The organism is Bacillus sp. FSL K6-4563, assembly GCF_038630405.1.
In the GTDB taxonomy this organism is placed as follows: Bacteria; Bacillota; Bacilli; order Bacillales; family Bacillaceae; genus Bacillus; species Bacillus pumilus.
In genome coordinates, this window is the sequence record NZ_CP152030.1 from 2,848,863 (window position 1) to 2,874,340 (window position 25,478).

Here is a 25,478-nt window from a genome sequence, read left to right on the forward strand (position 1 = left end):
AGAATGGTACGATATGGCTAGAAAATTGAAGAAAGTGAGTGACCTCATGTTTCGTGCAATGATTGGTTGGTTATTACTTGCTGCCCTCATTCCATTATTTGTTCTGACTTTTTATCTATCAAAGGAAGAAGCTGCAAGTGTGAAGCCTGTGAACGAAGTGCTTGATCAAAAAATCAAGCTGGAAAAGATAGATTTTTCCCAAAACAGTTATATGTATGATCGGGATGGTTCCCTCATCTCCGAAATCGTATCAAACGATGAAAACCGAGTGTTCGTCACGTATGATAAAATTCCTGATCATGTGAAGGAGCTGTTCCTCCGCTCAGAGGACCGTAACTTTTATGACCATAAAGGCATTGACTTTATGGGAGTTGTTCGTGCCCTTGCCTCAAATGTGAAAAACCATGGCATCAGCCAAGGCGCAAGTACGATCACACAGCAATTATCTCGTAATTTATATTTAAGCCATGAACGTTCGTTCACCCGAAAGTTTACAGAGCTGCTCTATTCCTATGAATTAGAGCGGAAATTCTCGAAAGATGAAATACTCGAAAGCTATTTAAATACGATTTATTTCAGTAATGGTGTTTACGGTGTCGGTTCTGCGGCTAATTACTATTTTGATAAGCCACTTAGTTCTTTAACGCTTGCACAGATGGCATTTATCTCTGCGATTCCAAACAACCCAACGCTGTATGACCCATTGAAGCAATTCAAACACACAAAGAAACGCCAAGAACGACTGCTTGGCATTTTAAAGAAAGACGGCGTCATCACCAAAAAGCAATACAAAAAAGCCATCAAACAAAAAATCAACCTGTCCTTAAGTGAAAAGAAAAACCTTTACCCTGACTATGTGACATATGCCAATGAGGAATTTACCGATCTTGTGTCAGATCAGGAAGGCTTTACAAAACGCTTGAAGAAGGCCAAAACAGATGGAGCAAAAAAAGCCATTCAAAAAGAATTATCTGAAAAGGTCAGTGCCCTGCTTCAGGATGGGGTCAAAATTTATACAGCACTTGATCCTTCCTTACAGCAACGAGCCGTCTATCAGCTCAATGCGCAGCTACCTTACCAAGGTGTAGAAGGCGGATCAGCGGTCATTAATCATGAAACGCATCAAATTGTCGCACTTGCTGGAGGCAAGAACTATAAAAAGTTTGATTTCAACTACGCCTATCAAGCGCAAAGACAGCCTGGTTCTGCGATTAAGCCGCTTTTAGACTATGGTCCTTACATCGACCAAACCGGTGCAACAGCTTCAAGCAAAATTAGTGCCGGCAAGTTTTGTAGCAGCGGATACTGTCCGCAGAACTATAATCATAAAACGTATGGAACCGTCACACTTGAAACAGCCTTTAAAAACTCTTACAATACCCCTGCGATCCGAATGCTAGATACAGTTGGTGTCAAAAAAGGCTTTAGCTATTTAGAGAAATTCTCATTCGAGCATATCGTAGCGGATGATTACCGCCTTCCTTCTGCACTTGGCGGATTTACGAAGGGCTTCTCGCCGCTAGAAATAACAGATGCGTATACCGTCTTTGGCAACCAAGGTGCTTACACGCAAAATCATTCGATCACAAAGGTGACAGACTTAAACGGCAAGACACTTTACAAGTGGAAAGAGTCACCGAAGCAAGTGTATTCTCAGCGGACAAATGACACCATGCGTAAACTGCTTGCCTCCGTTGTAAAAAGCGGAACAGGGAAAAAAGCGAATTTCAGTTCCCCTTACATTGGTGGTAAAACAGGAACATCCAATGACTACAAAGACATTTGGTTTGTTGGACTGACAGATCAATATACAATGGGTGTATGGGTTGGAAGAGATAGAGGAACGGTTGAATCTATTTACAGCTCAAGTCCGCACTTACGTATTTGGAAAAATACGATGCAATACGCCAGGTAAACAGGAGGTTTGATTGCAATGCATTCAACACATCCATCCCATTTGATTTTATTTGATGGTGTCTGCAACGTGTGCAGCGGCGCTGTTCAGTTTGTGATTAAGCGTGATCCAAATGAGCGAATGATGTTTGCTTCATTACAATCAGAGACAGGGCAGCGCATTTTAAAAGAAAACGGTTTGCCTTTAGATGAGTTTAATTCATTCATTTATATTGAAAAAGGCACCCTTTATACGAAGTCGACAGGCATCTTAAAAGCCACGCGGCATTTAAAAGGAATCTACAGATGGAGTTATTTATTCCTTGCCATTCCGCGCCCTATCCGTGATTGGTTTTATGAGCGGATAGCGAAAAATCGCTACAAATGGTTCGGTCAAAAAACATCTTGTATGATGCCTACACCTGATATTCAAAAACGGTTTCTATCATAAAAAAAGCATCCTCCACTATCGGAGGATGCTTTCTTTGTCTGTTTATGAAGGCAGACTTGCCATAACACTGTTATAAAGCTTAATAAATAAGTACAAAATGCCGATTAAAAACGTGGCCCAAAACAGCAAAATAAACATCATAAATCCAATTAAATTCAGCATGGAAAGCGATTGATAAATGCGGACTACTACCCAGATAAAATAAACAAGACCTGCTAAAACAAATAGTCCGACAAGCAAAATCAGCTGCTGCGTCAGCAGAAATGCAAGCAAGCTGGCAAATAAATAAACAACGGATGCAATCCGAATTTTCTTTAAGTTCTCTCCTTCAGGATCTTTCGCGAAAAAGAGTAGCGCCAGCTCTAACACCGTATCTGCAATCAGTTTCAAGGCAGATAAAATCATAAAATAAACAAGTGCAAAAGCAGCAAAAAGAGCAAGCCGGATGCCCTGTTCCGAGAAGAATTCCAGCATTCCTTTTAAAATACCTGCTTGAGTCAAGAAATCAGTCATAATCCCTACTGTGAAAATCGAAAAAGCAGAGCTGAATAGTAAAATCGAAATCAGCGGAAAATATCCAGTCAAATATGTATTTTTCATAAATAGATCCTTTCTCATAAGCTCACATTTATTATGGCTCACTTAAAACGGATTGACAAGATGCTTTCAAAGTAAACTGGTAGCAAAATCAAATTTGTGATTTTGCACGTACATTCCTTCACAAACTTACATTTTCCCGTTAAAGTATTACTATTACGAAAAAATCGTGCGTTAGGGGTATACTCGTGAAAAAAACATTAAGATTGCAAACACGACTGACGATTTTTGTTTGTATCGTTGTCCTGATCTCCCTTTGTATCACTTTCTTTACGATCTGGTCAGAAACAGCTAAAAACATTCATCAGCAGGAACGTGACATCGCCCTCTCCACTGCCAAAATGGTCGCAGAGGCTCCAATCACAGCGAAATCATTAGAAGAAAATCAATCGTATTCAGCACTGCGTCAATATACAACAAGTGTTCAGCGAATCACCAAAACCGAATTCGTTGTCGTGATGGATATGAACGGCATTCGCAAAACCCATCCAAATCCGCAGAAGATCGGAAAGCGGTTTGCTGGCGGTGATGAAAAACTAGCATTACAGGGTAAAGAGCATATTAGTACGGCTTCTGGAACACTTGGCAGATCCATGCGTGCTTTTGTTCCGGTTTATGATCAAAATGGGAAGCAGCTCGGGGCTGTGGCAGTAGGGATTACGTTAAAGGAAATTGACTTGATTATTCATCAAAGCTTACTTCCACTCTACTTCGTCATATCGCTTAGTCTTCTTTCTGGTATCATTGGAGCACTCATTGTGGCAAGAAAAGTGAAGAAAATTATGTTTGGACTAGAGCCAGATGAGATTGCTACATTATTAAAAGAACGAAGCGCCATGCTAGAATCAACAAAAGAAGGGATTCTTGCCGTCGATCAGCACGGTAAAATCAAGCTCGCCAATGCTGAAGCGAAACGACTCTTTCATAATATGGGCATTATGGTTGATCCTAGAGAACAAGATGTTCAGGTGCTCCTCCCTTCAAGCGGTCTAAAGCAAGTCATTGAAACACGCAAGCCGCTGCTTGACCGCGACGTGAGAATGAACGGACTGGAGCTCGTATTTAACGAAGTCCCGATTACGGTAAAGGGCGAGATCGTTGGAGCAATCGCCACCTTCCGTGACAAAACAGAAGTCAAACACTTGGCTGAGCAGCTGAGCGGAGTCAAAATGTATGCAAATGCCCTCCGTGCCCAGTCACATGAATTTATGAACAAGCTTCATGTCATTTTAGGATTGGTTCAGCTCAAAAACTACGATGACCTTGGCACTTATATCAAAGATATTGCGATCTATCAGCAGACGGAAACAAATGAAATCATCAACCATGTGAAAAACTCTGTTTTAGCAGGATTCTTACTAGGAAAACAAAGCTATATCAGGGAACAAGGCGCGACCTTAGAAGTCATATGCAGCACACAAGTCCCAAATTCAGAGGACCCGGCAGTGACGCATGATCTCATTACCGTCATTGGCAACCTGTTAAATAACGCACTCGATGCTGTTTCTCATACTGAGACGAAAAACATCTCGATCTCATTCCGATACGTTCAGGAGCAGCTTCATATTGAAATTACAGACACAGGTGTTGGTCTCACAAAAAAAGAACAAGACATCATGTTTGATCAAGGCTTTTCAACTAAAGGAGAAGACAGAGGATTCGGTCTCTACTTCGTTGATCAAAGCATCAAAAAATTGAACGGTCATCTGATTGTCACGAGTGAAAAAGGAGAAGGAACGACCTTTAGTCTCCGTATTCCGTATAAACAAAAGGAGGATTCACATGATTAATGTGTTAATAGTAGAAGACGACCCAATGGTTGGGGAGCTGAACAAACGCTACCTGACCCAAATCGACGGCTTTGAATTAAAAGGGATTGCCACCTCTTTTCAGCAGGCACTGGACATCTTAAAAACAGAAACCATTCACCTTGTACTGCTCGATATTTATATGCCTGGACAAAATGGCCTTGCCCTATTATCAGAAATTCGCAAGCAAAATCATTCGGTTGATGTCATTGTCATTTCAGCTGCCAATGAAGTCGACGTGATCCAGCAAACGATGCGAAACGGGGCTGTTGATTATTTGATCAAGCCGTTTGAATTTGAACGTTTCCAATCAGCGCTCTCAGAATATAAACGAAAACACGCCTTGTACCAAACGATGAACAGCATCTCGCAAAATGATTTAGATGCGAAACTCTTTCATAAAAAAGCAGAGACGGAAAAAGTCCTTCTGCCAAAAGGCCTGACCAAAAGCACACTCAAACTCATCTGGACAAGTATTCAATCATTCGGTCATCAGGCTTTCACGACCGAAGACCTAGCGAATCATACAGAAATCTCTCAAGTCTCTATTAGAAAATACTTGAAATTCCTTGAGGACATCGAAGTAGTTGATGTTGAAATGGCATACGGGACAATTGGACGCCCTGTTTTCCAATATAAACTCAGTACAACAAATATGAATTTAATTCAGCAATATCTATAATTTTACACATCTGACCTTATACAGAGGCCAGATGTTTTTTTATGGAACACGATGTGACAAACCCCTTGATATCAGTGGTTCCACTGTAGTAGATCACATCACAAAAGCGGCATTATATCATATTTCAGCACATAAAAAGACATCGAATTTAGCCTTTTAACATTTTTTTTAAAATAAAACAAATTTCTATTTATTTATTGGATTGGAAATGATAAATTATGATTGATTAGTTCAACGAGATATAAGTCTGATGTCTTACATCTTCTCTCCTGTCCTCCATAAGTTTCAGGAGAAAGCAGGATAAAATACCCTATTCAGAAGGGTGAGAAGAGATAGGTCGGTCTTTTTTCGCGAGACTTTTCTGAAACTTTTAAATTTTATAGGGGGTTATGTTTTGAAGAAGCGCAAAATTGGACTAGCATTGTCCTTAGTCGTAGCAGCAGGAACCATCCTTGGAGCATGCGGCAACTCTGGCTCAAACAGCGGTGAAAGCAAAAAAGATAAAGATCAATTCACTGTTGCAATGGTAACTGATGTCGGTGGTGTCGATGACAAATCGTTTAACCAATCAGCTTGGGAAGGTTTACAAGCATTTGGAAAAGACAACAATCTAAAAAAAGGTAAAAACGGCTTTGATTACTTACAATCTAAATCAGACGCTGACTATACAACAAACTTAAACACACTTGCTCGTGAGAAATTCGACCTTATTTACGGAATTGGTTTCTTAATGCAAGATTCTATTAGTGAAATTGCAGATCAGCGTAAGAAAAACCACTTTGCCATCGTTGATGCTGTCGTGAAAAAAGACAACGTAGCCAGCATTGTGTTCAACGAAAATGAAGGATCATTCCTTGTGGGTGTTGCGGCTGCTCTTTCTACAAAATCAAATAAAATTGGTTTTGTTGGCGGCGTTGATTCTGAATTAGTCAGAAAATTCGAAGTTGGTTTCCGTGCAGGCGTTGAAGCAGCTAACCCGAAAGCAAAAGTTGAAGTGAAATATGCTGGTGCATTCGATAAGGCAGACATCGGGAAAGCAACAGCTGAAAGCATGTACAAATCCGGCGTCGACATCATTTATCATGCTGCTGGCGGCACTGGAACTGGTGTTTTCACAGAAGCGAAAAACCTGAAAAAAGCGGATCCTAACCGTAAAGTTTGGGTCATCGGTGTAGATAAAGACCAGTATGACGAAGGAAAAGTACCTGGAACAAAACAAAGTGTCACCCTTACTTCTATGGTTAAGAAAGTAGACAAAGCGGTACAAGACTTAACAACGAAAGCTAAAGAAGGTAAGTTCCCTGGCGGCGAAGTGATCACATATGGTCTGAAAGAAGGCGCTCTTGACATTTCTCCATCTCAGGACAACCTTAATAAAGATGTATTGAAGAAAGTAGAAGAATGGAAACAAAAAATCATCAAGGGCGAAATTAAAATCCCTGCAACACGTGATGAACTAAAAGATTTTAAAGCTTAATTTGAACATCGGGATAAGCGCGCCTTATCCCCTTGTTTCTCCTTTACCTCCTCTTTATTCGTAAAAGGTGGTAAAAGAAAAGCTGCAGCCTCGTTTTGCAGCTTTTCTTTTGCTAGTTTTTATCTTCATCAGCACCCTAAAAAAGGAGCGGTTAAACCTGTGGATTATGTCATTGAAATGTTGAATATACGCAAAGAATTCCCTGGCATTGTAGCAAACGATAACATTACGTTGCAGCTGAAAAAGGGCGAAATTCATGCGCTGCTTGGTGAAAACGGCGCTGGAAAATCAACGCTCATGAACGTGCTTTTCGGTCTTTACCAGCCTGAAAAAGGTGAAATCAAGGTTCACGGAAAACCTGTGACCATCTCTAGCCCGAATGATGCTAGTGATTTAGGCATCGGTATGGTGCATCAGCACTTTATGCTTGTCGATACCTTCACCGTCGCTGAAAACATCATTTTAGGAAAAGAGCCCAAGAAATTTGGAAAGATCGACAAAGAACAAGCCATACAGCAAGTACAAGAGCTTTCTGACCGCTATGGTTTAAAAATAGACCCTGCCGCCAAAGTATCTGACATCTCTGTTGGCATGCAGCAGCGTGCAGAAATTTTAAAAACTCTTTACCGCGGCGCTGATATTTTGATCTTCGACGAACCAACAGCCGTCTTAACACCTCAAGAAATTAAAGAACTCATACAAATTATGAAAAACTTAATCAATGAAGGCAAATCCATTATTTTAATTACCCATAAGCTGAAAGAAATTATGGATGCCTGTCACCGCGTCACCATTATCCGAAAAGGCCAAGGCATTCGTACACTTGATGTGGAAAGCACAAACAAAGATGAGCTTGCAAGCCTGATGGTCGGCCGTGAAGTTTCATTTAAAACAGACAAAAAAGAAGCATCTCCTGCTGAAGAAGTGCTTCAAATTCAGGATCTTACGGTAAAAGATGCACGAGGAATTGAAGCGGTCAAACATCTCAACCTCTCAGTTAAGTCTGGAGAAATTGTCGGTATTGCTGGAGTCGATGGCAATGGTCAATCTGAATTGATTGAAGCCATTACTGGTCTAAAAAAATCAGAATCTGGCACGATCATGCTAAACGGGAAAGCCATTCAAAATCTTCCGCCTCGTAAGGTGACCGAATCTGGAATTGGACACATTCCTCAAGACCGTCATAAACACGGACTGGTGCTTGATTTTTCAATAGGAGAGAATATTTCGTTACAAACGTATTACCAGCGTCCATACTCAAAATTTGGCTTGATGAATATGAAAAATATATACCAAAAGGCAAAGCAAATCATTGCCGAGTATGACGTAAGAACACCGAGTGAATATACAGAGGCACGCGCCCTGTCAGGCGGGAATCAGCAAAAAGCCATTATTGGCCGTGAAGTTGACCGCAATCCCGATTTATTAATTGCCGCTCAACCGACACGTGGACTTGATGTTGGTGCGATTGAATTTGTTCATAAGCGCCTCATTGAGCAAAGGGACACAGGCAAAGCCGTCCTCCTCATCTCATTTGAGCTTGATGAAATTATGAATGTCAGTGATAAGATTGCTGTTATATTCGAAGGTAGCATTATTGCCATCGTTGATCCAAAAGAAACAACAGAGCAAGAGCTTGGTCTATTAATGGCTGGAAGTACGCAACAGGAAGTGGGGAAAGAAGCAAATGTCTAATCGCTTAACAAATCTGCTTATTCCGCTTATAGCCATTGTACTTGGTCTTTTTGTTGGGGCCATTATTATGCTGGCAAGCGGTTATAGTGTCATCGAAGGCTATGGCGCCCTTTGGAATGGCGTCTTCGGTGAAACCTATTATATGGGAGAAACCATCAGACAAGTGACACCTTACATTTTATCAGGGCTTGCTGTTGCTTTTGCATTTCGGACAGGTCTCTTTAATATCGGTGTAGAAGGTCAAATGCTGATTGGCTGGGTAGCTGCTGTATGGATCGGTACAACTGTCCATGCACCTATGTACATCCATCTGCCACTTGCACTCATCACCGCAGCTGCTGCTGGTGCATTATGGGGCTTTATTCCTGGGTTTTTAAAGGCTCGTTTTTATGTTCATGAAGTGATTGTCACGATCATGATGAACTACATTGCCCTTCATGTGACGAACTATTTGATTTCAAATGTCTTAACAAATAATAAAGATAAAACAGAAAAAATCGATGCCACTGCCTCGCTTCGCTCTGGTTTCTTTGAACAAATCACCGATTTCTCCCGGATGCATAATGGTATTTTTGTTGCCATTATAGCTGCGGTCGTGATGTGGGTCATTATTCAAAAAACCTCTAAAGGCTTTGAATTGCGGGCTGTTGGAATGAACCAGCAGGCATCCCATTATGCCGGTATGAATGTTCGCCGCAATATCATTTATGCGATGCTCATTTCAGGTGCTTTTGCAGGTCTTGCAGGCGCAATGGAAGGTCTTGGTACATTTGAATATGCATCAATTAAAGGCTCGTTTACCGGTGTAGGTTTTGACGGAATCGCCGTCGCTTTATTAGGTGGAAATACTGCTGTTGGTGTAGTTCTTGCTGCACTGCTGCTTGGTGGATTGAAGGTCGGCGCTTTAAATATGCCACTTGAATCTGGCGTACCAACTGAGGTCGTTGATATTGTCATTGCGATCATTATTCTTTTCGTCGCCTCAAGCTATATTATCCGTCTTGTGATGAACCAAATGAAGAAAAAGGGGGGGAAATAAGTGGGATTTCTGCAAATTCTTGAAATCATCGTCCCAGCAACACTTGTCTATGCTGCACCACTTATTTTAACCGCTCTTGGAGGCGTCTTTTCAGAAAGATCAGGTGTTGTGAATATCGGTCTTGAAGGTTTGATGGTCGTCGGAGCATTTTCCAGTATTATCTTTAACTTGTTTTTTGCTGATACATTTGGCGCCTTGACCCCGTGGCTTGGGCTCCTCGTTGGAATGGCGATTGGCGGATTGTTCTCTCTCATTCATGCAGTTGCGACCATTACATTCCGTGCAGATCAAACGGTCAGTGGTGTTGCGATTAACATGCTGGCACTTGGCGCTACGCTGTTTGTCGTGAAACTCATTTACGGGAAAGCTCAAACAGATAAAATTACAGAGCCTTTCTATAAAGGTGATATTCCCCTTTTAAGTGACATTCCGATAATTGGCGATATCTTCTTTAAAGATGTTTATTATACGTCCATACTCGCATTAGCGCTTGCGGTTGTTGCTTGGTTTGTTTTATTTAAAATGCCGTTTGGTCTTCGTCTTCGTGCAGTCGGAGAACATCCAATGGCTGCTGATACAATGGGAATCAAAGTGTACCGGATGCGCTATATCGGTGTCTTTATTAGTGGACTGTTTGGTGGTCTTGGCGGAGCTGTTTATGCGTCAACCATCGCTCTTGATTTCTCACATGCAACCATTACTGGACAAGGCTTCATCGCACTAGCTGCACTTGTCTTCGGTAAATGGCACCCATTCGGCGCAATGGGCGCTGCTTTATTCTTTGGATTTGCTCAAAGTTTAAGCATTATTGGCTCTCTCCTGCCGCTCTTCCAAGATATACCGAACGTGTATATGCTCATTGCACCATATGTGCTGACCATCCTAGCACTCACTGGCTTCATCGGCCGAGCAGATGCACCGAAAGCACTTGGGACACCTTATTTAAAAGGAAAACGATAATAACGATGCATGATCAATCCCCTGAAGGATAAACTACCTTCAGGGGATTTTTGTATGATAAAAACATAAAAACTCCTGTTTATTTTACTTTTATTACACTTAATTTAGTTTAATAAATAGATGAGTGTCACAGAATCTTCTACAATTGAGACAAATAGCATTTGGGGGTGTTTATGTGGCTAATACACAACAATTGAAATCGATTACAGACGATTCTGACAATAATAAAAGCGTTTTCCGTAAGATCATGTCTTGGAAAATTGGTGTTATTGACTTACCTGTGTATTTAGTACTTGCAGCGATTATTTTAACTGCCGCTTATTTTAATAAAATTCCAGCAAATATGCTTGGTGGTTTCGCTGTTATTATGATTTTGGGGATTTTCCTTGGAGATATAGGACAACGTATTCCGATATTAAAAGATATTGGTGGACCGGCGATTCTTTCTTTATTCGTACCATCGTTCCTGGTCTTTTTTCATGTTCTGAATCCGAACTCGTTGGAAGCGGTTACGTCTCTTATGAAGACGTCGAACTTCCTTTACTTCTATATTTCTGCTCTTGTAGTAGGTAGTATTCTTGGGATGCAGCGAACTGTTTTAGTACAAGGCCTTATTCGTATGTTTGTTCCTCTTGTTGCAGGTACAATTGCAGCTGTGACTGCCGGAATTCTTGTTGGTCTTTTAGTTGGTTACACACCGCATCATTCGTTCTTCTTTATTATTGTTCCGATTATTGCCGGTGGTGTTGGAGAAGGGATTTTGCCATTATCTATTGCTTATTCACAAATTCTTGGTGTATCAGCAGAGTCATTAATCTCTCAATTAATTCCTGCTGCCGTCATTGGGAACGTCATTGCCATTATCTGTGCTGGCGCAATGAAGAAGCTTGGTGAAAAACGTCCTGAACTAAACGGGAATGGTCGTCTTGTAAAATCTAAAGAGGCAAATGAAATTTTTGAACAGCCTGATATGGATCCAAAAGTTGATTTTGGGTTAATGGGTGCTGGTGTACTCGTGGCTTGTACAACGTTCATTTTTGGTGGTTTATTAGAAAGCTTTGTTCATATTCCAGGTCCAATCTTAATGATTGTTCTTGCCGCTTTAATCAAATACTTAAACGTGATGCCTCAGCATCTGCAAGATGGCTCACAGCAGTTCTACAAGTTTGTATCAAGAAGCTTTACATGGCCGCTTATGGTCGGTCTAGGGATTCTATACATTCCACTTGATGATGTAGCAACAGTGATTTCTATTCCATTCGTTTGTGTATGTATCGCTGTCGTTCTTGGAATGGTGGGTTCTGGTTACTTCGTTGGGAAATTGATGAACATGTACCCTGTAGAATCTGCGATTGTGACAGGCTGTCACAGCGGACTTGGCGGTACTGGTGACGTTGCGATCCTTTCAGCTTCTGGAAGAATGGGTCTCATGCCTTTCGCACAAGTATCTACACGTCTTGGCGGAGCAGCAACTGTGATCTGCGCAACAATCTTACTTAGAATGTTTACTTAAAACATTGAAACATCAAAAGCATGTGCCCTCTCATAGGCACATGCTTTTTTATATTTCTTTTATCCTATATGATTTTATTCATCAGCTAATACAATTCGTAAATATTCCCTAGGCTGAAAAGGATACAGCTTAGTTTCCTGATAGCTCATGCGGAAAAGGTGCTCAGAAAATAGCGGCCATTCACTGCCGTCCTGCCACCTTTTTTGATCATTTCGGTCAATCAAGAATGCTCCTCCTAAAATCGTGCAGAATATGCTTAAGCTGATGGCGATCTTTCGTTTCATTTAATCAGCTCCTTTAAGAAAAGCATGTACGAAAAACAAAACAATATACAATGAGTTTCATTTTTGATAAAATTATTTTTGTGGTCAAAAGAACCCAAAACAAATACAGTTTGCTCGAAATCGTTTCAAACCAATGCACTATGGCTGTATTTAAGATATAATTTTAATTACCAGTTCTTTAGAACGTGAATTTATATTGATCAAAGGAGGTTCATTTTCTTGCAGCTTATTCACTTCGCCATCCTATCACCTTTTTTACTCGCCTTTGTTGTACCTTTCCTTTTTAAATATGTAAGGCGTATACATACAGGGTGGTTTGTTCTCATCTTGCCGATTCTTTTATTCACCTATTTCATCCAAATGTTACACATTACCTCGAATGGACGAACGCTTTTCTCACAAGCTGAATGGATTCCATCTTTAGGGATGAATTTTACTGTATATGTTGATGGCCTTAGCTTGTTATTTGCATTATTAATTACAGGTATTGGCGCACTTGTGGTCTTGTACAGTATTTTCTACTTATCAAAAGAAAAAGAACAGCTTGGCTCTTTCTATACGTATTTGTTAATGTTTATGACCGCTATGCTTGGTGTGGTTCTCTCTGACAATATGGTGGTTCTGTACTTGTTTTGGGAGCTAACGAGTATTTCTTCCTTCCTCTTAATTGGGTATTGGTATAAGAGGGAGCGCTCTAGATATGGGGCAACCAAATCACTGCTTATTACTGTTTTTGGCGGATTAGCTATGCTTGGTGGCTTCATCCTCATCTACCTGATCACTGATTCATTCAGTATTCGTGAAGCAGTCAATCAGCTTCAGCTCATTATGGCATCACCTTACTTTATCCCTGCCATGATCCTGATCTTACTAGGTGCCTTTACGAAATCAGCGCAATTCCCATTCTATATCTGGCTGCCTGATGCAATGGAAGCACCTACCCCTGTGAGCAGTTATCTGCATTCTGCTACGATGGTGAAAGCTGGTATTTATCTTGTTGCCCGCTTCAGTCCGATCTTTGCTATATCAGAGGTGTGGTTCTGGACCATATCCATTGTCGGACTTATCACATTATTCTGGGGATCATTCCATGCCGTCCGGCAAAATGATTTGAAAGCCATTCTGGCCTACTCGACAGTTAGTCAGCTCGGCATGATTATGCTCATGCTTGGCGTCGGCGCAGCTGCGATTCATGAAAACAACTCTGCCTTTTTTGGCGCAGCCGTTCTTGCTGCTATTTTTCACCTCATTAACCATGCTACGTTTAAAGGCAGTCTCTTTATGGCAGCAGGTATTATCGATCACGAAACAGGTACTCGTGACATTCGGAAATTAGGTGGTTTAATGACCATCATGCCGATTACCTTTACGATTACGCTAATCGGTACATTTTCAATGGCTGGACTACCGCCATTTAACGGCTTCTTAAGTAAAGAGCTGTTTTTCACAAGTATGTTACGTATTTCTGAGATCAACTTTACAGATATTTCGACATGGGGCGCTATTTTTCCAGCAATTGCTTGGCTCGCTAGTGTCTTTACGTTCATTTACAGTATGATGCTTCTCTTTAAAACATTTAGAGGCAATCTTCAGTTAGATCAATTAGAGAAAAAGCCGCATGAAGCACCAATTGGCATGCTCATCCCGCCAATCATTCTCGCTGCACTTGTGGTCACTTTCTTCTTTTTCCCTAATATTCTTGCCTACTCGGTCATTGAACCCGCGATTGCTGCGATCATCCCGGAAGCCATTGAAACAGGAAGCCGTTTTGCAGTAAAAATTGAAGCGTGGCACGGTTTCCAGCCAGAGCTCTATATGACGATAGGTGTTGTTGTACTTGGTACAATCGGCTATTTAACGTTGTCAAAATGGCGTCCAATGTACAATATATTTAAGGAAAAATGGTCATTTAACACGTTATATGATCGTTCTCTAATCGGTTTAGAAAAAGGTTCATACCGCCTGACAAACAGTTATATGACCGGTTTCCTTCGTGATTACCTTGTCTATGTGTTTGGGTTCATGATTATTGTACTTGGCAGCGTGATGTTCTATCAGCAAGCTTTCTCATTTGAAACAGAAAAAGCTGCGCCAATTGGCACGTATGAAGCCATTCTTTCACTTGTGATGGTGGCGGCGACGGTCACGACCGTATTCGCCCGCTCACGCTTAACTGCCATTATTGCTCTAGGTGTCATGGGATACACGCTGTCATTATTCTTCGTGATTTTCAGGGCACCTGACCTTGCCCTGACACAGCTGATTATTGAAACGATTTCTGTCGCACTGTTTTTACTTTGCTTCTATCATTTACCGAAGCTGAGCTTGAAGCAAAAAACGAGAAAATTCAAATTAACCAATTTGATCATTTCAATAGGTGTTGGTCTCACTGTCACTTGTCTTGCTTTTGCTTCCACAAGTCAGCAGTCACTTGAGTCCATTTCAACTTACTTTATTGAAAACAGCTATAAACTTGCTGGCGGCGACAACATTGTCAATGTCATTCTTGTAGATTTCAGGGGCTTTGATACACTCTTTGAAATTACCGTACTTGCCATTGCGGCACTCGGTATTTATGGATTATTAAAGGCACAGGCACAAGGAAAACGGAAGAGAGGCGTGCGGCGATGAGGAAGATTGATACGAATGATATGCTCTTACAAGTCACAACAAAAATCACAGCATTCATCATCTTGCTTTTTTCCCTTCACTTATTTCTTGCGGGACATAACAATCCTGGCGGGGGGTTCATTGGCGGCCTGATGAGTGCCAGTGCTGTCGTCCTTCTGCTTTTAGCCTACGATCTGAAAACAGTGAGACGTATTCTGCCCTTTAACTTTATTTATGTTGCAGCGACCGGGCTGCTCGTCGCGATCCTGACGGGTATGGGATCCTTTCTATTCGGTGCACCTTTTCTATCCCATGCATTTGATTATTTTCAACTGCCGTTTTTAGGGAAAACAGAACTGGCGACAGCCGTACTGTTTGATATCGGTGTATATTTAGTTGTTGTCGGTGTCACCATGACCATTATTCAAACGATTGGAGAGAAGGAATAATGGAATTTCTAATGTCTATTATCGTCGGTATTATTTTTATGGCGGCGACCTATTTAATGCTTTCAAAAAGCCTTCTACGGGTCATCGTCGGTACTGCTGTTTTAAGTCACGGCGTCCATTTGCTTCTTTTGACAATGGGCGGCTTAAAAAAAGGAGCTCCACCTATTTTAAAAGAGGGGCTCACATCCTATGTAGATCCATTACCACAAGCATTAATTTTAACAGCCATTGTCATTGCTTTTGGTGTGACATCCTTTTTACTTGTCATGGCCTTCCGTGCCTTCCAAGAGCTGCGAACAGATGACATGGATCAAATGAGAGGAAATGATCAGCATGAATAATCTCGTGATCCTGCCAATTTTAATTCCATTATTAGCTGCTACACTATTGATCTTTATGAATAAGAACATCATGCTGTCGAGAGGCTTTAGTGTGTTTGCTTCGCTCTTAGCCATTGTCTGTAATGTGTATTTAGTCCAAACCATCTTTACTAATGGGATTCAAACTCTCTATTTAGGAGGCTGGAAAGCACCATTTGGGATTGCCCTTGTGGCCGATCAGTTTGCTGCGCTCCTTGTGCTCACCGCTTCCGTTGTTGGGCTAGTGACAGTTCTATTCTCCTTTCAAACAATTGGGAAGGAAAAGGAGCGACTTTTCTATTACTCTGGCGTACAATTTTTGTTAGCTGGCGTAAGTGGGGCCTTTTTAACAGGCGATATTTTTAACCTGTTTGTCTTTTTTGAGTTGCTGCTAATGGCGTCTTATATGCTCATTGTGTTAGGCGGATCAAAGCCTCAGCTTCGAGAATCACTCAAATATATTGTATTTAATATCATCTCGTCGGCATTATTTATTGTCGGTGTCGCTTGCTTATATGCAGTCACGGGCACTTTGAATATGGCTGATTTAAGTGTGAAAATAGCTGAATCAGGGCAAACAGGATTAATCACTGTCATTTCTATTCTGTTTCTCATTGTATTTGGCTTAAAAGCTGGGATCTTCCCGCTTTATTTCTGGCTGCCAGGATCATATCATGCACCGCCAGCGGCTATTTCTGCTCTATTTGGTGCACTGCTGACAAAGGTTGGCTTATATGCGATTGCCAGAGTCTTTACGTTAATTTTTATACATGATACAGGGTTTACACATACACTCATGGCTTGGTTTGCCGCACTAACGGTGATATTCGGTGTGATTGGCTCTATTGCCTATTCTGATGTGCAAAAGATCGTCATCTATAACATTGTCACAGCAGTTGGGGTCATTTTGTTTGGGATTGCAGCCAATACACCCGCCTCACTCCAAGGGGCCATTTATTATCTCATTCATGACATGGTGATTAAAGGCGCTTTATTTATGCTGGCAGGTGCACTCTTTGTATACGCTGGCACAAACCACTTGAAAAAGATGGGCGGACTGATTCAATCTCAGCCTTTACTAGGGTGGATGTTTTTCATTTCGGCTTTATCCCTAGCAGGAATTCCTCCTCTGAGTGGGTTTGTTGGAAAGCTAAAGATTGTAGAAGGTGGATTTTCTGCTGGACACATGACCTTTTCTATCCTTGTCTTAATGTCCAGCCTTCTTGTCCTGTATTCGATTATGAGGATCTTCATACTCGCATTTTGGGGCGAGGATCAAGATATGCGAAGAAGGAAACCGTCGATTAAAGGAATGGTGTACCCTGGCGTACTGCTTGTGATCTTGTCGCTTGCCATTGGGTTAGGGACAGAGTTCATTGCCCCTTATATCAATCAAGCAGCGGAAATGCTCTCAACACCAGAAAAATATATTCAAGCTGTGCTGAAGGAGTAGATGAACATGGCCTTTCAAATATTACTAAACGCTCTCCTCGCCTTTACATGGATGTTTATGAATGATACATACAGAGCCGCAGACTTTGTATCAGGCTTTGTACTAGGGATGGTCGCCATTTTTATGCTTCGGCGGTTTTTCCCGCAGCGTTTTTACGGCTATGCCCTGTTTGCGATTTTCAAGCTCGTCATGATATTTATTCGAGAGCTGCTTCTTGCCAATTTAAGTGTATTAAAGACCGTATTATCTCCAAAGCTCACCATTAAGCCCGGTATTTTCGCCTTTCGTACAGACTTGAAAACGGATTGGGAAATCACCATACTGGCTAATATGATTACATTGACACCAGGCACACTCGTCATTGATATTTCTGATGATCGTTCCATTTTATACATTCATGCGATGGATATTGAAGATGCAGAAAAAGCCATTCACGATATCCGGGTTTCATTTGAAAAAGCGATTCAGGAGGTGAGCGGTAAGTAATGGAGCTCATATTACAAATTTCACTTGGCATTCTTGCACTGTCCACCTTTCTTTTTGTGATACGGGTTATCAAAGGTCCCTCTATTCCTGATCGTGTAAGTGCGCTTGATGCGATAGGAATCAATTTAATTGGGATGACAGCTATCGTTTCTATTTTGCTGAAAACGACAACGTTCTTTGAAATTATTTTACTGCTCGGTATCCTTGCCTTTATCGGCACTGTCGCTTTTTCCAAATTCCTTGAGAAAGGGGAAGTGATTGAAAATGATCGTCATCGCTAAAGCTATTGTCATTTTCTTTATCCTGCTCGGCGCCATCCTTTGTCTCATTTCAGCCATTGGCGTTCTTCGCCTGCCGGATGTTTATACACGTATGCATGCTGCATCAAAAGCATCGACACTTGGTGTTGTCCTCATATTAGTTGGGGTATTCTTTCACGAATGGTTTCTTGCAGGCATTATTTCTGCGAAGATTCTACTTGGGATTGTCTTTATCTTTTTAACAGCTCCGGTCGGCGCACACTTGATCGGAAGAGCCGCCTACAATACTGGTGTCAAGATGGACAAACGAAGTGTACAAGATGATTATGGTGGTTTTCGTAACTTCGTGATTAAACGCAAAGAAGACTCGTACTTATAAACCGAAAGAAGGACCTCACATGTGGGGTCCTTTCTTTTATTTCTATGGAAAAACCTTTTTATGAATCAATCCAACCTAAAAAAGCTTCCGCTGCACCGGGAGCTTTTTTATATGCGATCAATGACAGCAAGTGTGCATCTTGACGTACAGATGTGCCGGTCTCGATCATCTTTAATATCAATTTGAAATACCATTGTACGGCGCCCGACATGTACAGGAACAGCCGTCGCTGTCACTACTCCATCACGTACAGATTTTAAGTGATTGGCATTGATTTCAATCCCTGAGCAAACTTGCTGAGTTAAGTCTAAATGAGCCGCAGCTCCCATGCTTGCCACTGTTTCTGCTAGAGCAGCAGAAGCTCCTCCGTGCAGCAGTCCAAATGGCTGTTTTGTTCTGTGATCAACTGGCATTGTCGCTACGCATCGAGACTCATTACACTCTACAATCTCAATCCCCAGTGCCTCAAGCAGTGTATTTGATCCACTCACTTCCATCAGGGTTCTCTCCCTTCACACGTTTACAGCACACTTTCAGATTTTGCAATTAACACCGCTTCGGTTCGAGAGCCAACATTCAGCTTATTAAAGATGGACGTCAAGCTGTATTCAATCGAGCGTTTGCTCAAATGCAGCACATCGGCAATCTCTTGGTTCGTGTATCCTTTTTCCACTTCTCTGAGGATCAAACACTCTCGCTCTGTTAACAGCTCGTGATCGGTCTCCTGCGCCTGTTCTGGCTTTTCTTGCTGCTGTGAAATTAATTTCTTTAAATAGGATAGCTGAATGACAACTTCTCCTTGCAATGTGCGGTGTATGTATTCAATAATTTTGTCTTTTGTCTCTGTTTTACTAATTGCACCGTGCAATCCAGCCCGAATGGCCTCTTCAAAATAATCATCTACTTCATACCCTGTATAAATGATGATTTTCACTTGTTGGTTGGTTTCTAGAATTTGTTTCGCAATGTCCATTCCATTGATATCCCCGAGATTTAAATCCATCAAAATCACATCATAGATGGAAAAGTCATGCGTCTTTAAAAAGGCGGCTTCTGCATCAGGACTTAAACAATCGACTGATAGCTGCTGATCTGATTCTAATATGCTTTTTGTCCCTTCCATGACAGCCGGATGATCATCAATGACCAATATCTTCTTCATGTCTTCCTCCCTTTAAATCACTCACTTCCATTTTATATAAAAGACTTGGCAGATGCCAAGTCTTATTCCTTAATAAATCGTTACAATTCCATTTCAATTTTCACCTTCAGCCCTTTTTCAGGTGCTGTGTGAATGTGAAGCTTCCCATTTAACGCCTTGACTCGTTCTCTGATGCCAGAAAGGCCCATGCTCATGGTGTGCTGATCAAGATGTCTTGCGTCAAACCCAACTCCATCATCCTCGTAGTGAAGAACAACCTGATCTTTAATACAAATCAGCATTACGAGCACTTGGCTGGCTTGAGAATGTTTCAAGGCATTGGATAACAGCTCCTGAACAATTCGGTAAATATTGAGCTGGGAGTCAATATCAATGTCCAGCTCCTTATCAAAGCGTGTCGTATTCAGCCGAATATGAAATGGTGCTTCCTCCTGAATTTGAGAAGTCAGCTTCGATATCGCCTTCACTAAACCTAAATCGTACAGCAGCTGCGGCCGAAGTTCATGACACGTTTCTCTCGTCGTTTGAATCACCTTAGACATTTGCTCATTCCATGAGATAAGCGATTGTTCAATAGAAGTCGGGCATTGGTCATTTTGGAAATTCGTTAAAAACATCTCTGACTGCCTTTTCAGTGATATCAAATCCTGCAGCACAGAATCATGAAGATCTCTTGCTAAATCTGATCGCTGCTTTTCTTCCATCGCAAACATGACTTTTTTCAGCCAAGCTGGATTCGCTTCACGCTGCTTCAAATCTTCAAGATGCTCCATCAATTCTTCAATCTTGACGACATTTTCTAAACTGACACTTGTATAAAATGCCAATGTTTTCAGCCAAGAAATCTCATCACGCGTCAATTTTGGTATCCGTAAATTAGATAAACAGCAAATCACAAAAGAGTGACCGCCCCGCTCGCCAATTTTCATCATGAACCCTTTATCAAGCCCGACGATTTTTCCAACTTCACCTAATAATTCTTGAAATTGGTCTACATACTTTTTCCATAGCTCACTATCTCCTGAAGATTCATCAATCTCTTCTATTTGTCCATCTGGCTTCACTTCAAGCACAAAGGCTTTATTAACAACTAGCACTTCTAAAATGGTGTATTTCAAATGATATAACACTTGGTGAAGTGATGATGCCTCGCGAATGAGCTGCGTAAATTTAAACACACTGTCCTGATAATTATGCTTCTCTGAAAAACGCTTCAGGCGAAAGCGAAAATCGATGATTTCTTTAAAGTAAAAGACTGTCAACATAAGAATATACGTGATAATCGTAAACTTCACTGTATAAAAGTTAGCACTAGGTTTTTGAATGAAATCAAATATGATAACCACTACTATAGTTGGTGTAATGGCTAAAAGGCAGTAATATTTGATCCTCCCCATAAAGAAATCCACATTATACAATTTATTTGACATAAATTGATAGACTAAGAAAAACGGAATTAATAATGCAAACGAAGCAAGAATATAAGGCGAAATAAAATACTTATGAAAAAAATATGGAATGATAAAGAACAGCATAAAAGGACTGAATGACGTGATTAAGACAAGTCCAAATGCACTAAGGACATTACCAATTTCCGTGCCTTTCCACCTTTTAGCTGATCTGAATGTGATAATAATCGTAATAAATGCAAGTGCAAAAAACGAAAGTAAGTTGAAAGCAGCTAAAACCATATTTTTAAAATAAATTTCTAAAACAAGATTTATAAATGGAACTGCATACAAAGAAAGAAGCACACGTACACTAATAATTTTCGTACCCAATTCCTTCAAATACTGATACATAAAGTGCATATATAAAGGAGGTACACAAGTCATCGTAGAAATGACGATAAAACCACTAATATACTCACCTTTACCAGAACCACCAGAACTGACATATGCTACAGCAACAGCCAATAAAAAAAGGGCAAGAATATATGCAGACTCTTTTTTCCTAGATTTGTTGATTTTTAAAATCATAAATATACAAAATAGACAGATTGAATAAAAAATGATCGGTATTAAATAGATAAATAGATTTTCTTGACTTAATAACCTCACATTCTCTATGACAATTTCATCACCATGTCTATCAACAACTAAACTTTTGACGTTTGCTAAATAACCTCTTCTTACTTCTTCGGTTGGTTCTTTATTACCGTTCACTTCAAGGATGATATCGCCTTTTCTAACACCAGCATAATAACTGTCTGTAAAATCAACAACATCCTCTATTTCAAGTTGTCCGTCACTATTCACCGAAACGACTGCTCCTACAAAGATATTAAACACATTGATGTAAGAAATATAAATCACATAAATGAAGCTAAGGATGATTAAAATAACAGTTAATTTCGAGTAAAATTTTTGCATAGAGCCTCAATAATCACCAGCATCTCTCCATTTTTTTGATCTAATGGTATCTTCTTTCTGAAAACCTTCAACAATAATACTCGCAGTCACTTGATCAACGTGAAGTAACGATGCATTTCCATTAGCAACTTGCTTTAACGCCGAGGGGTTTCCCACTAGATAACTAACCAGTTTCTGAATGTTCATCTTCTCCATCTCCAATTAAAAAGAGTAACAGCTTTTCCTTTTTAGAAGCCTCTAAATGTAGTTTCTTGAATGATTCTTTAAACTTATTTCTGAGGAGGTTTCTCATAATAAATACATATTGTTGAACACCAGATTCTTTTAATTTATCCTTGAATTCTTCAGAACCTATGCTCTTATTCTCTGATTGAAAATAACTGAACAAGCCTGAACTGGATGGGTTAAATTCATTTTTTAAATAGACAAGCGGTAGTGTTTGCATTCTTTTAAAATCAATATTCTCTTTATTAAAAAGACCTAAATAGTCATTTTCAAGCTGTTCTGCCATACCTAGATAATACGCATATTCTTCTACATTCTTTTCAAAAGAACCTGTTGCCAAAATAACCCCTAACACACAGGGTAACACAAACAGTGATCCTGCTTTTGACTTCATGATATCTAAACAATCCTGCTCATTCTTCGGCTCCAGTGTCATATCCATATGCTGCCCTTGCATTGACTGAATGGAATAGGAATATACATTGTTTAACAGCTCTGTTGCATGGTCGAGCATTGAAAAGACTTCAAAACTCAATGTAAAAAGAACATTCGCCGCATTAATCGCAATTCCGCTCTGACGCTTCATCCAAGGATACGAATCTTTATCCTGATCTTCGATATCATCTAATATATCGGCTGATAAGATGAGAAGTTCAATCCCTGCTGCCAATTGTGTAATCGCTTGCTTGTCTTGTCCGCCAAATGCCTCATAATGCTTGTAAGCCAATTGCCCAAAGGGAAATTCATTCTTTATATCTGTAAATTCTAGAAGCAGTTGTTGTAAATCTTTCTGCCTGACTGCATGTTGAATAAAATCAGACATATTCTGCTTGATTTTTGTATTCTCTAGATAGTTTAGCATACTCGGTCTTGTCCCTCACCCTTCCGCCTTTTATTTTACTAAAAAGACATGAGCAAATGTCCACTGACATCACTATTTAACAATTATATAATAATATATCCTTTTTTTGTATGTATTTGGATAAAAAAAAGACTTGATGATTATCAAGTCTTTAAGAAATTTTCACATATTCATATTTGTCGTATTGATCAATGCTTTTGTTAATGTTATGAAGAGAAGCCGTTGTTTCTCTAATTTCGTTTTCAAGTTTCCATAATAATTGTTTAAGTTCTTCGATTTCATACTTTTCCATCGATTCCACTCTCCTTTTTTGGAAGATCAATGTATTTGTGTATGGTGATTGGGTCATAAGTATTTGATCTGTTACTAACAGTGTAAATGTAATTGAGTATTTTTTCACCGAAAAGTATGCACAAAATGTGTGCGTGATACCGCAAAATTCAATAGGTCTTTTTTCATCATTTTCTGACTTTTCAAATCATACTTTTATCTTAATTTCAAAGGAACTGCGTCATTTTTGCGACAAGAATAAGCATCATTCGTCACACTTCTCTCACAATAGAACATACGATCCCTTCTGTAACCTCGGTTTTGCGTGTTATAGGTCAGACGACAGACCCCATTGTGGACACCGCAATTTTTTGGCGACATTCACCGAAATTTACCGCAAAAGTACCTATTTTTATGTTGGATTTATAAAGATAGAAAGATCATTTTGATTCTTTATTCTGATTTTCTACATACATTTAGAACAGATATCCGTCCAATTTCACGTCAATGAGAGAAGAGGTGACGATGTGTTTTACTATGTTCCTTATCCTGCTTTGCAGGGTCCCGCAATGAGCCGTGCATATCCGCGCACGCCTATGACTTTTCCTCCAGTAGATGCCCACTCGTTTCAACGAGCCGCAAAGGAATCAGCCCGACTTGTTGCTGATGCTTCACTTATTACACAGCAAATTTCCAGCTCGCTTTCGTTTGCACAGCGGATCATGGAGGCTGCTGAGCGCTCTGATTCGACAAGTGTCATCAGAATGCTGAAACAAATCGGTGTGAAAAGTGGTATTGACATCCGCTTTAGTCCAGAAGGCATTCGTATCTACTTGTCTCTCGCCTCTAGCAGACTGTTTCTTCTTTTGCAGTGGGCATAACAAAAAAAGCCGCTCTGACGTGGGCGGCTTTTAAGATTCAAACATTTTATGACACCATTCAATGGCTTCTATATAACATCCGTAGGCTTCTTGCTTCGGGAGATTCCCATCTAACATCTCATCATCCCATTCATTTCGTTCAATCCGTTTGGCTACACCGAGTACAAATGAATAATCATTTTCATAGCCAAGCAGTGCCTCGCCCACTTCATCAGAAAGCGGCAGCTCTTTTACAAGTTCTGTGATATCTGCCCTGACAAGTGTATCAATGAGAGAAAACATGCCTGTCAGCATATAAGAGGCTGGGTGCTCTCGTTCGGTACGACTCGCAATCAGTTCACACGTTTTCGCCCGAATGAAGGACATTTTAATAATTTCTTTTTGGCTTGAGTTGGCTTGAACATTCAATTCTTTAAATGAAAGAATAAAGATCCAACGCCTAATTTCATTAAAACCAAGCAGAATAATCGCCTGCCGGATACTTTTGATTTGATAAAGACGTCTCATGCCGCCTGAATTGAGCATTTTTAATAATTGGTATGATAGCGAAAGGTCACTTTCAATAAAATGTGTCACGACCTGGATATTCGGCTGTTCCTTGCTCAGCTCATTTAATAGCTGGTGGTACGCATGGAAGCTGGTCGATAATGCTCGTCCTGATATAACATGCGGCTCACTAAAGAAATACCCTTGAAACAAATGGAAGCCGGCTTCTAGCGCTTCTTCATATTCTCTTCGCGTTTCCACCTTTTCTGCAAGGAAACGAAGTCGATATTTTTTATAGGTATGTAGAATTTTTCTACGTTCTTCCGAAGTGGTCTTTAGAAAGTCAATTTTTAAAATATCAATGCAATAGAGGAGTTCGTCAAGCAACTTGTCACTGAAATGTGATCCGCTTAGAAAAAAATCATCAAGTGCAATCGTATATCCCCATTTTTTTAATTCCTTACATCTCATAATAAGTGCCGGGGTAATCGGGACATTTTCTAATATCTCGATCACAAGCTGATGCGGATCAAAATAGGTGAGCAGATCAGACGAAAGTAAGCTTTCGGTGAAATTAATGTAGCATCTTTTGCCTTCTGTCAATGTTTCGATGCCGATATTTAAAAAACTGTTAATAATGAGGTCCGTTGTCGCTTTGTCACCATCTTCAGCGCTATATGTATTGGTTTCACTATCTCTATAAAGTAGCTCGTATGATACGACTTGTTCTTTTCTGTTAAAAATAGGCTGTCTCGCAACAAACACCCTCAACTGCTCCAATCCTCCTTTATGCAATGACAAACAAGATGTGCTTTCAGTATACCA

26 protein-coding genes are annotated in these 25,478 nt (G+C 40.4%); 17 read left to right on the forward strand and 9 right to left on the reverse strand.

The features are described from left to right. Nucleotides 1-13 precede the first annotated feature (13 nt). Together MHH54_RS14550 and MHH54_RS14555 are read left to right on the forward strand one after the other, a co-directional pair. On the forward strand, nt 14-1,915 hold the full coding sequence (locus MHH54_RS14550) for a transglycosylase domain-containing protein (protein ID WP_003212628.1): 1,902 nt from the start codon (nt 14-16) through the stop codon (nt 1,913-1,915). A gap of 18 nt (nt 1,916-1,933) precedes the next feature. Continuing rightward, entirely contained in the window at nt 1,934-2,344 is a 411-nt protein-coding gene (locus MHH54_RS14555) for a thiol-disulfide oxidoreductase DCC family protein (protein WP_003213597.1), read from the forward strand. Between the two features lie 42 nt (nt 2,345-2,386). Here MHH54_RS14555 and MHH54_RS14560 read toward each other — a convergent pair whose 3' ends face one another. After that, complete coding sequence (locus MHH54_RS14560) at nt 2,387-2,944, reverse strand: YufK family protein (protein WP_003212871.1); 558 nt, start codon at nt 2,942-2,944, stop codon at nt 2,387-2,389. 185 nt (nt 2,945-3,129) lie between these two features. Here MHH54_RS14560 and malK point away from each other — a divergent pair, with 185 nt between their 5' ends. The 7 genes from malK to MHH54_RS14595 all read left to right on the forward strand — a co-directional run bounded on the left by malK (nt 3,130) and on the right by MHH54_RS14595 (nt 12,115). After that, complete coding sequence (malK, locus tag MHH54_RS14565) at nt 3,130-4,731, forward strand: malate sensor histidine kinase MalK (protein ID WP_342500368.1); 1,602 nt, start codon at nt 3,130-3,132, stop codon at nt 4,729-4,731. Then, nucleotides 4,724-5,431 carry a response regulator gene (locus MHH54_RS14570; RefSeq protein ID WP_106029256.1) on the forward strand — a complete coding sequence of 236 codons (708 nt, stop codon included), beginning with the start codon at nt 4,724-4,726 and terminating at the stop codon, nt 5,429-5,431. The genes malK and MHH54_RS14570 overlap by 8 nt, the downstream gene beginning before the upstream one ends. 394 nt (nt 5,432-5,825) lie before the next feature. Beyond that, nucleotides 5,826-6,908, forward strand: coding sequence for a BMP family protein (locus tag MHH54_RS14575; RefSeq protein WP_044140813.1), 1,083 nt, complete (start codon nt 5,826-5,828; stop codon nt 6,906-6,908). 159 nt (nt 6,909-7,067) lie between these two features. Further along, entirely contained in the window at nt 7,068-8,603 is a 1,536-nt protein-coding gene (locus MHH54_RS14580) for an ABC transporter ATP-binding protein (protein WP_106029257.1), read from the forward strand. Next, nucleotides 8,596-9,642 (forward strand): ABC transporter permease, encoded by a 1,047-nt coding sequence (locus MHH54_RS14585; protein ID WP_003212654.1) that lies wholly within the window; start codon nt 8,596-8,598, stop codon nt 9,640-9,642. Before MHH54_RS14580 ends, MHH54_RS14585 begins: the two co-directional genes overlap by 8 nt. Then, nucleotides 9,643-10,602: an ABC transporter permease gene (locus MHH54_RS14590; protein WP_003213713.1), complete on the forward strand. Its 960-nt coding sequence runs from the start codon at nt 9,643-9,645 to the stop codon at nt 10,600-10,602. A gap of 175 nt (nt 10,603-10,777) precedes the next feature. Further along, entirely contained in the window at nt 10,778-12,115 is a 1,338-nt protein-coding gene (locus tag MHH54_RS14595; RefSeq protein ID WP_003213451.1) for a 2-hydroxycarboxylate transporter family protein, read from the forward strand. A 74-nt stretch (nt 12,116-12,189) separates the two neighbouring features. Here the strand turns inward: MHH54_RS14595 and MHH54_RS14600 are convergent, their stop codons facing one another. Next, nucleotides 12,190-12,399, reverse strand: a complete 210-nt coding sequence (locus tag MHH54_RS14600) for a hypothetical protein (protein ID WP_003213300.1) — start codon at nt 12,397-12,399, stop codon at nt 12,190-12,192. Between the two features lie 219 nt (nt 12,400-12,618). Here MHH54_RS14600 and MHH54_RS14605 point away from each other — a divergent pair, with 219 nt between their 5' ends. Genes MHH54_RS14605 through mnhG form a run of 7 tightly spaced genes read left to right on the forward strand, consistent with a single transcriptional unit; the run spans nt 12,619 to nt 18,395 of the window. Beyond that, complete coding sequence (locus MHH54_RS14605; RefSeq protein ID WP_342500369.1) at nt 12,619-15,030, forward strand: Na+/H+ antiporter subunit A; 2,412 nt, start codon at nt 12,619-12,621, stop codon at nt 15,028-15,030. Further along, nucleotides 15,027-15,458, forward strand: a complete 432-nt coding sequence (locus tag MHH54_RS14610; protein ID WP_034620105.1) for a Na(+)/H(+) antiporter subunit B — start codon at nt 15,027-15,029, stop codon at nt 15,456-15,458. The genes MHH54_RS14605 and MHH54_RS14610 overlap by 4 nt, the downstream gene beginning before the upstream one ends. Further along, nucleotides 15,458-15,799 carry a Na(+)/H(+) antiporter subunit C gene (locus MHH54_RS14615; RefSeq protein ID WP_003213576.1) on the forward strand — a complete coding sequence of 114 codons (342 nt, stop codon included), beginning with the start codon at nt 15,458-15,460 and terminating at the stop codon, nt 15,797-15,799. Before MHH54_RS14610 ends, MHH54_RS14615 begins: the two co-directional genes overlap by 1 nt. Then, nucleotides 15,792-17,270, forward strand: coding sequence for a Na+/H+ antiporter subunit D (locus MHH54_RS14620; protein WP_034620106.1), 1,479 nt, complete (start codon nt 15,792-15,794; stop codon nt 17,268-17,270). Before MHH54_RS14615 ends, MHH54_RS14620 begins: the two co-directional genes overlap by 8 nt. Nucleotides 17,271-17,276: 6 nt before the next feature. Then, a complete protein-coding gene (locus MHH54_RS14625; protein ID WP_003213059.1) occupies nt 17,277-17,756 on the forward strand; it encodes a Na+/H+ antiporter subunit E in 480 nt (159 codons plus the stop codon). Continuing rightward, nucleotides 17,756-18,037 carry a Na(+)/H(+) antiporter subunit F1 gene (locus MHH54_RS14630; protein ID WP_003213177.1) on the forward strand — a complete coding sequence of 94 codons (282 nt, stop codon included), beginning with the start codon at nt 17,756-17,758 and terminating at the stop codon, nt 18,035-18,037. The genes MHH54_RS14625 and MHH54_RS14630 overlap by 1 nt, the downstream gene beginning before the upstream one ends. Further along, nucleotides 18,021-18,395: a monovalent cation/H(+) antiporter subunit G gene (gene mnhG, locus MHH54_RS14635; RefSeq protein ID WP_003213369.1), complete on the forward strand. Its 375-nt coding sequence runs from the start codon at nt 18,021-18,023 to the stop codon at nt 18,393-18,395. Before MHH54_RS14630 ends, mnhG begins: the two co-directional genes overlap by 17 nt. Nucleotides 18,396-18,502: 107 nt before the next feature. Here the strand turns inward: mnhG and MHH54_RS14640 are convergent, their stop codons facing one another. The 6 genes from MHH54_RS14640 to degQ form a co-directional block, all read right to left on the reverse strand. Next, the gene (locus tag MHH54_RS14640; RefSeq protein ID WP_003213775.1) at nt 18,503-18,892 is read right to left on the reverse strand and encodes a hotdog fold thioesterase; all 390 of its coding nucleotides are present in this window, start codon (nt 18,890-18,892) and stop codon (nt 18,503-18,505) included. A 23-nt stretch (nt 18,893-18,915) separates the two neighbouring features. Further along, nucleotides 18,916-19,557, reverse strand: coding sequence for a response regulator transcription factor (locus MHH54_RS14645; RefSeq protein WP_003213500.1), 642 nt, complete (start codon nt 19,555-19,557; stop codon nt 18,916-18,918). Nucleotides 19,558-19,637: 80 nt separating this feature from the next. Then, nucleotides 19,638-21,929, reverse strand: a complete 2,292-nt coding sequence (locus MHH54_RS14650) for an ATP-binding protein (RefSeq protein ID WP_106036183.1) — start codon at nt 21,927-21,929, stop codon at nt 19,638-19,640. A gap of 6 nt (nt 21,930-21,935) precedes the next feature. Next, on the reverse strand, nt 21,936-22,115 hold the full coding sequence (comX, locus tag MHH54_RS14655) for a competence pheromone ComX (RefSeq protein ID WP_034620107.1): 180 nt from the start codon (nt 22,113-22,115) through the stop codon (nt 21,936-21,938). Continuing rightward, the gene (locus tag MHH54_RS14660) at nt 22,093-23,016 is read right to left on the reverse strand and encodes a polyprenyl synthetase family protein (protein WP_003212977.1); all 924 of its coding nucleotides are present in this window, start codon (nt 23,014-23,016) and stop codon (nt 22,093-22,095) included. Before MHH54_RS14660 ends, comX begins: the two co-directional genes overlap by 23 nt. Nucleotides 23,017-23,167: 151 nt before the next feature. Beyond that, nucleotides 23,168-23,308: a degradation enzyme regulation protein DegQ gene (gene degQ / locus MHH54_RS14665; protein ID WP_003213123.1), complete on the reverse strand. Its 141-nt coding sequence runs from the start codon at nt 23,306-23,308 to the stop codon at nt 23,168-23,170. 505 nt (nt 23,309-23,813) lie between these two features. Between degQ and MHH54_RS14670 the strand changes: the two genes are divergently transcribed. Next, nucleotides 23,814-24,167: a hypothetical protein gene (locus MHH54_RS14670; protein ID WP_034620108.1), complete on the forward strand. Its 354-nt coding sequence runs from the start codon at nt 23,814-23,816 to the stop codon at nt 24,165-24,167. A 30-nt stretch (nt 24,168-24,197) separates the two neighbouring features. Here the strand turns inward: MHH54_RS14670 and MHH54_RS14675 are convergent, their stop codons facing one another. Further along, complete coding sequence (locus tag MHH54_RS14675) at nt 24,198-25,424, reverse strand: HDOD domain-containing protein (protein WP_106032245.1); 1,227 nt, start codon at nt 25,422-25,424, stop codon at nt 24,198-24,200. Nucleotides 25,425-25,478 lie beyond the last annotated feature (54 nt).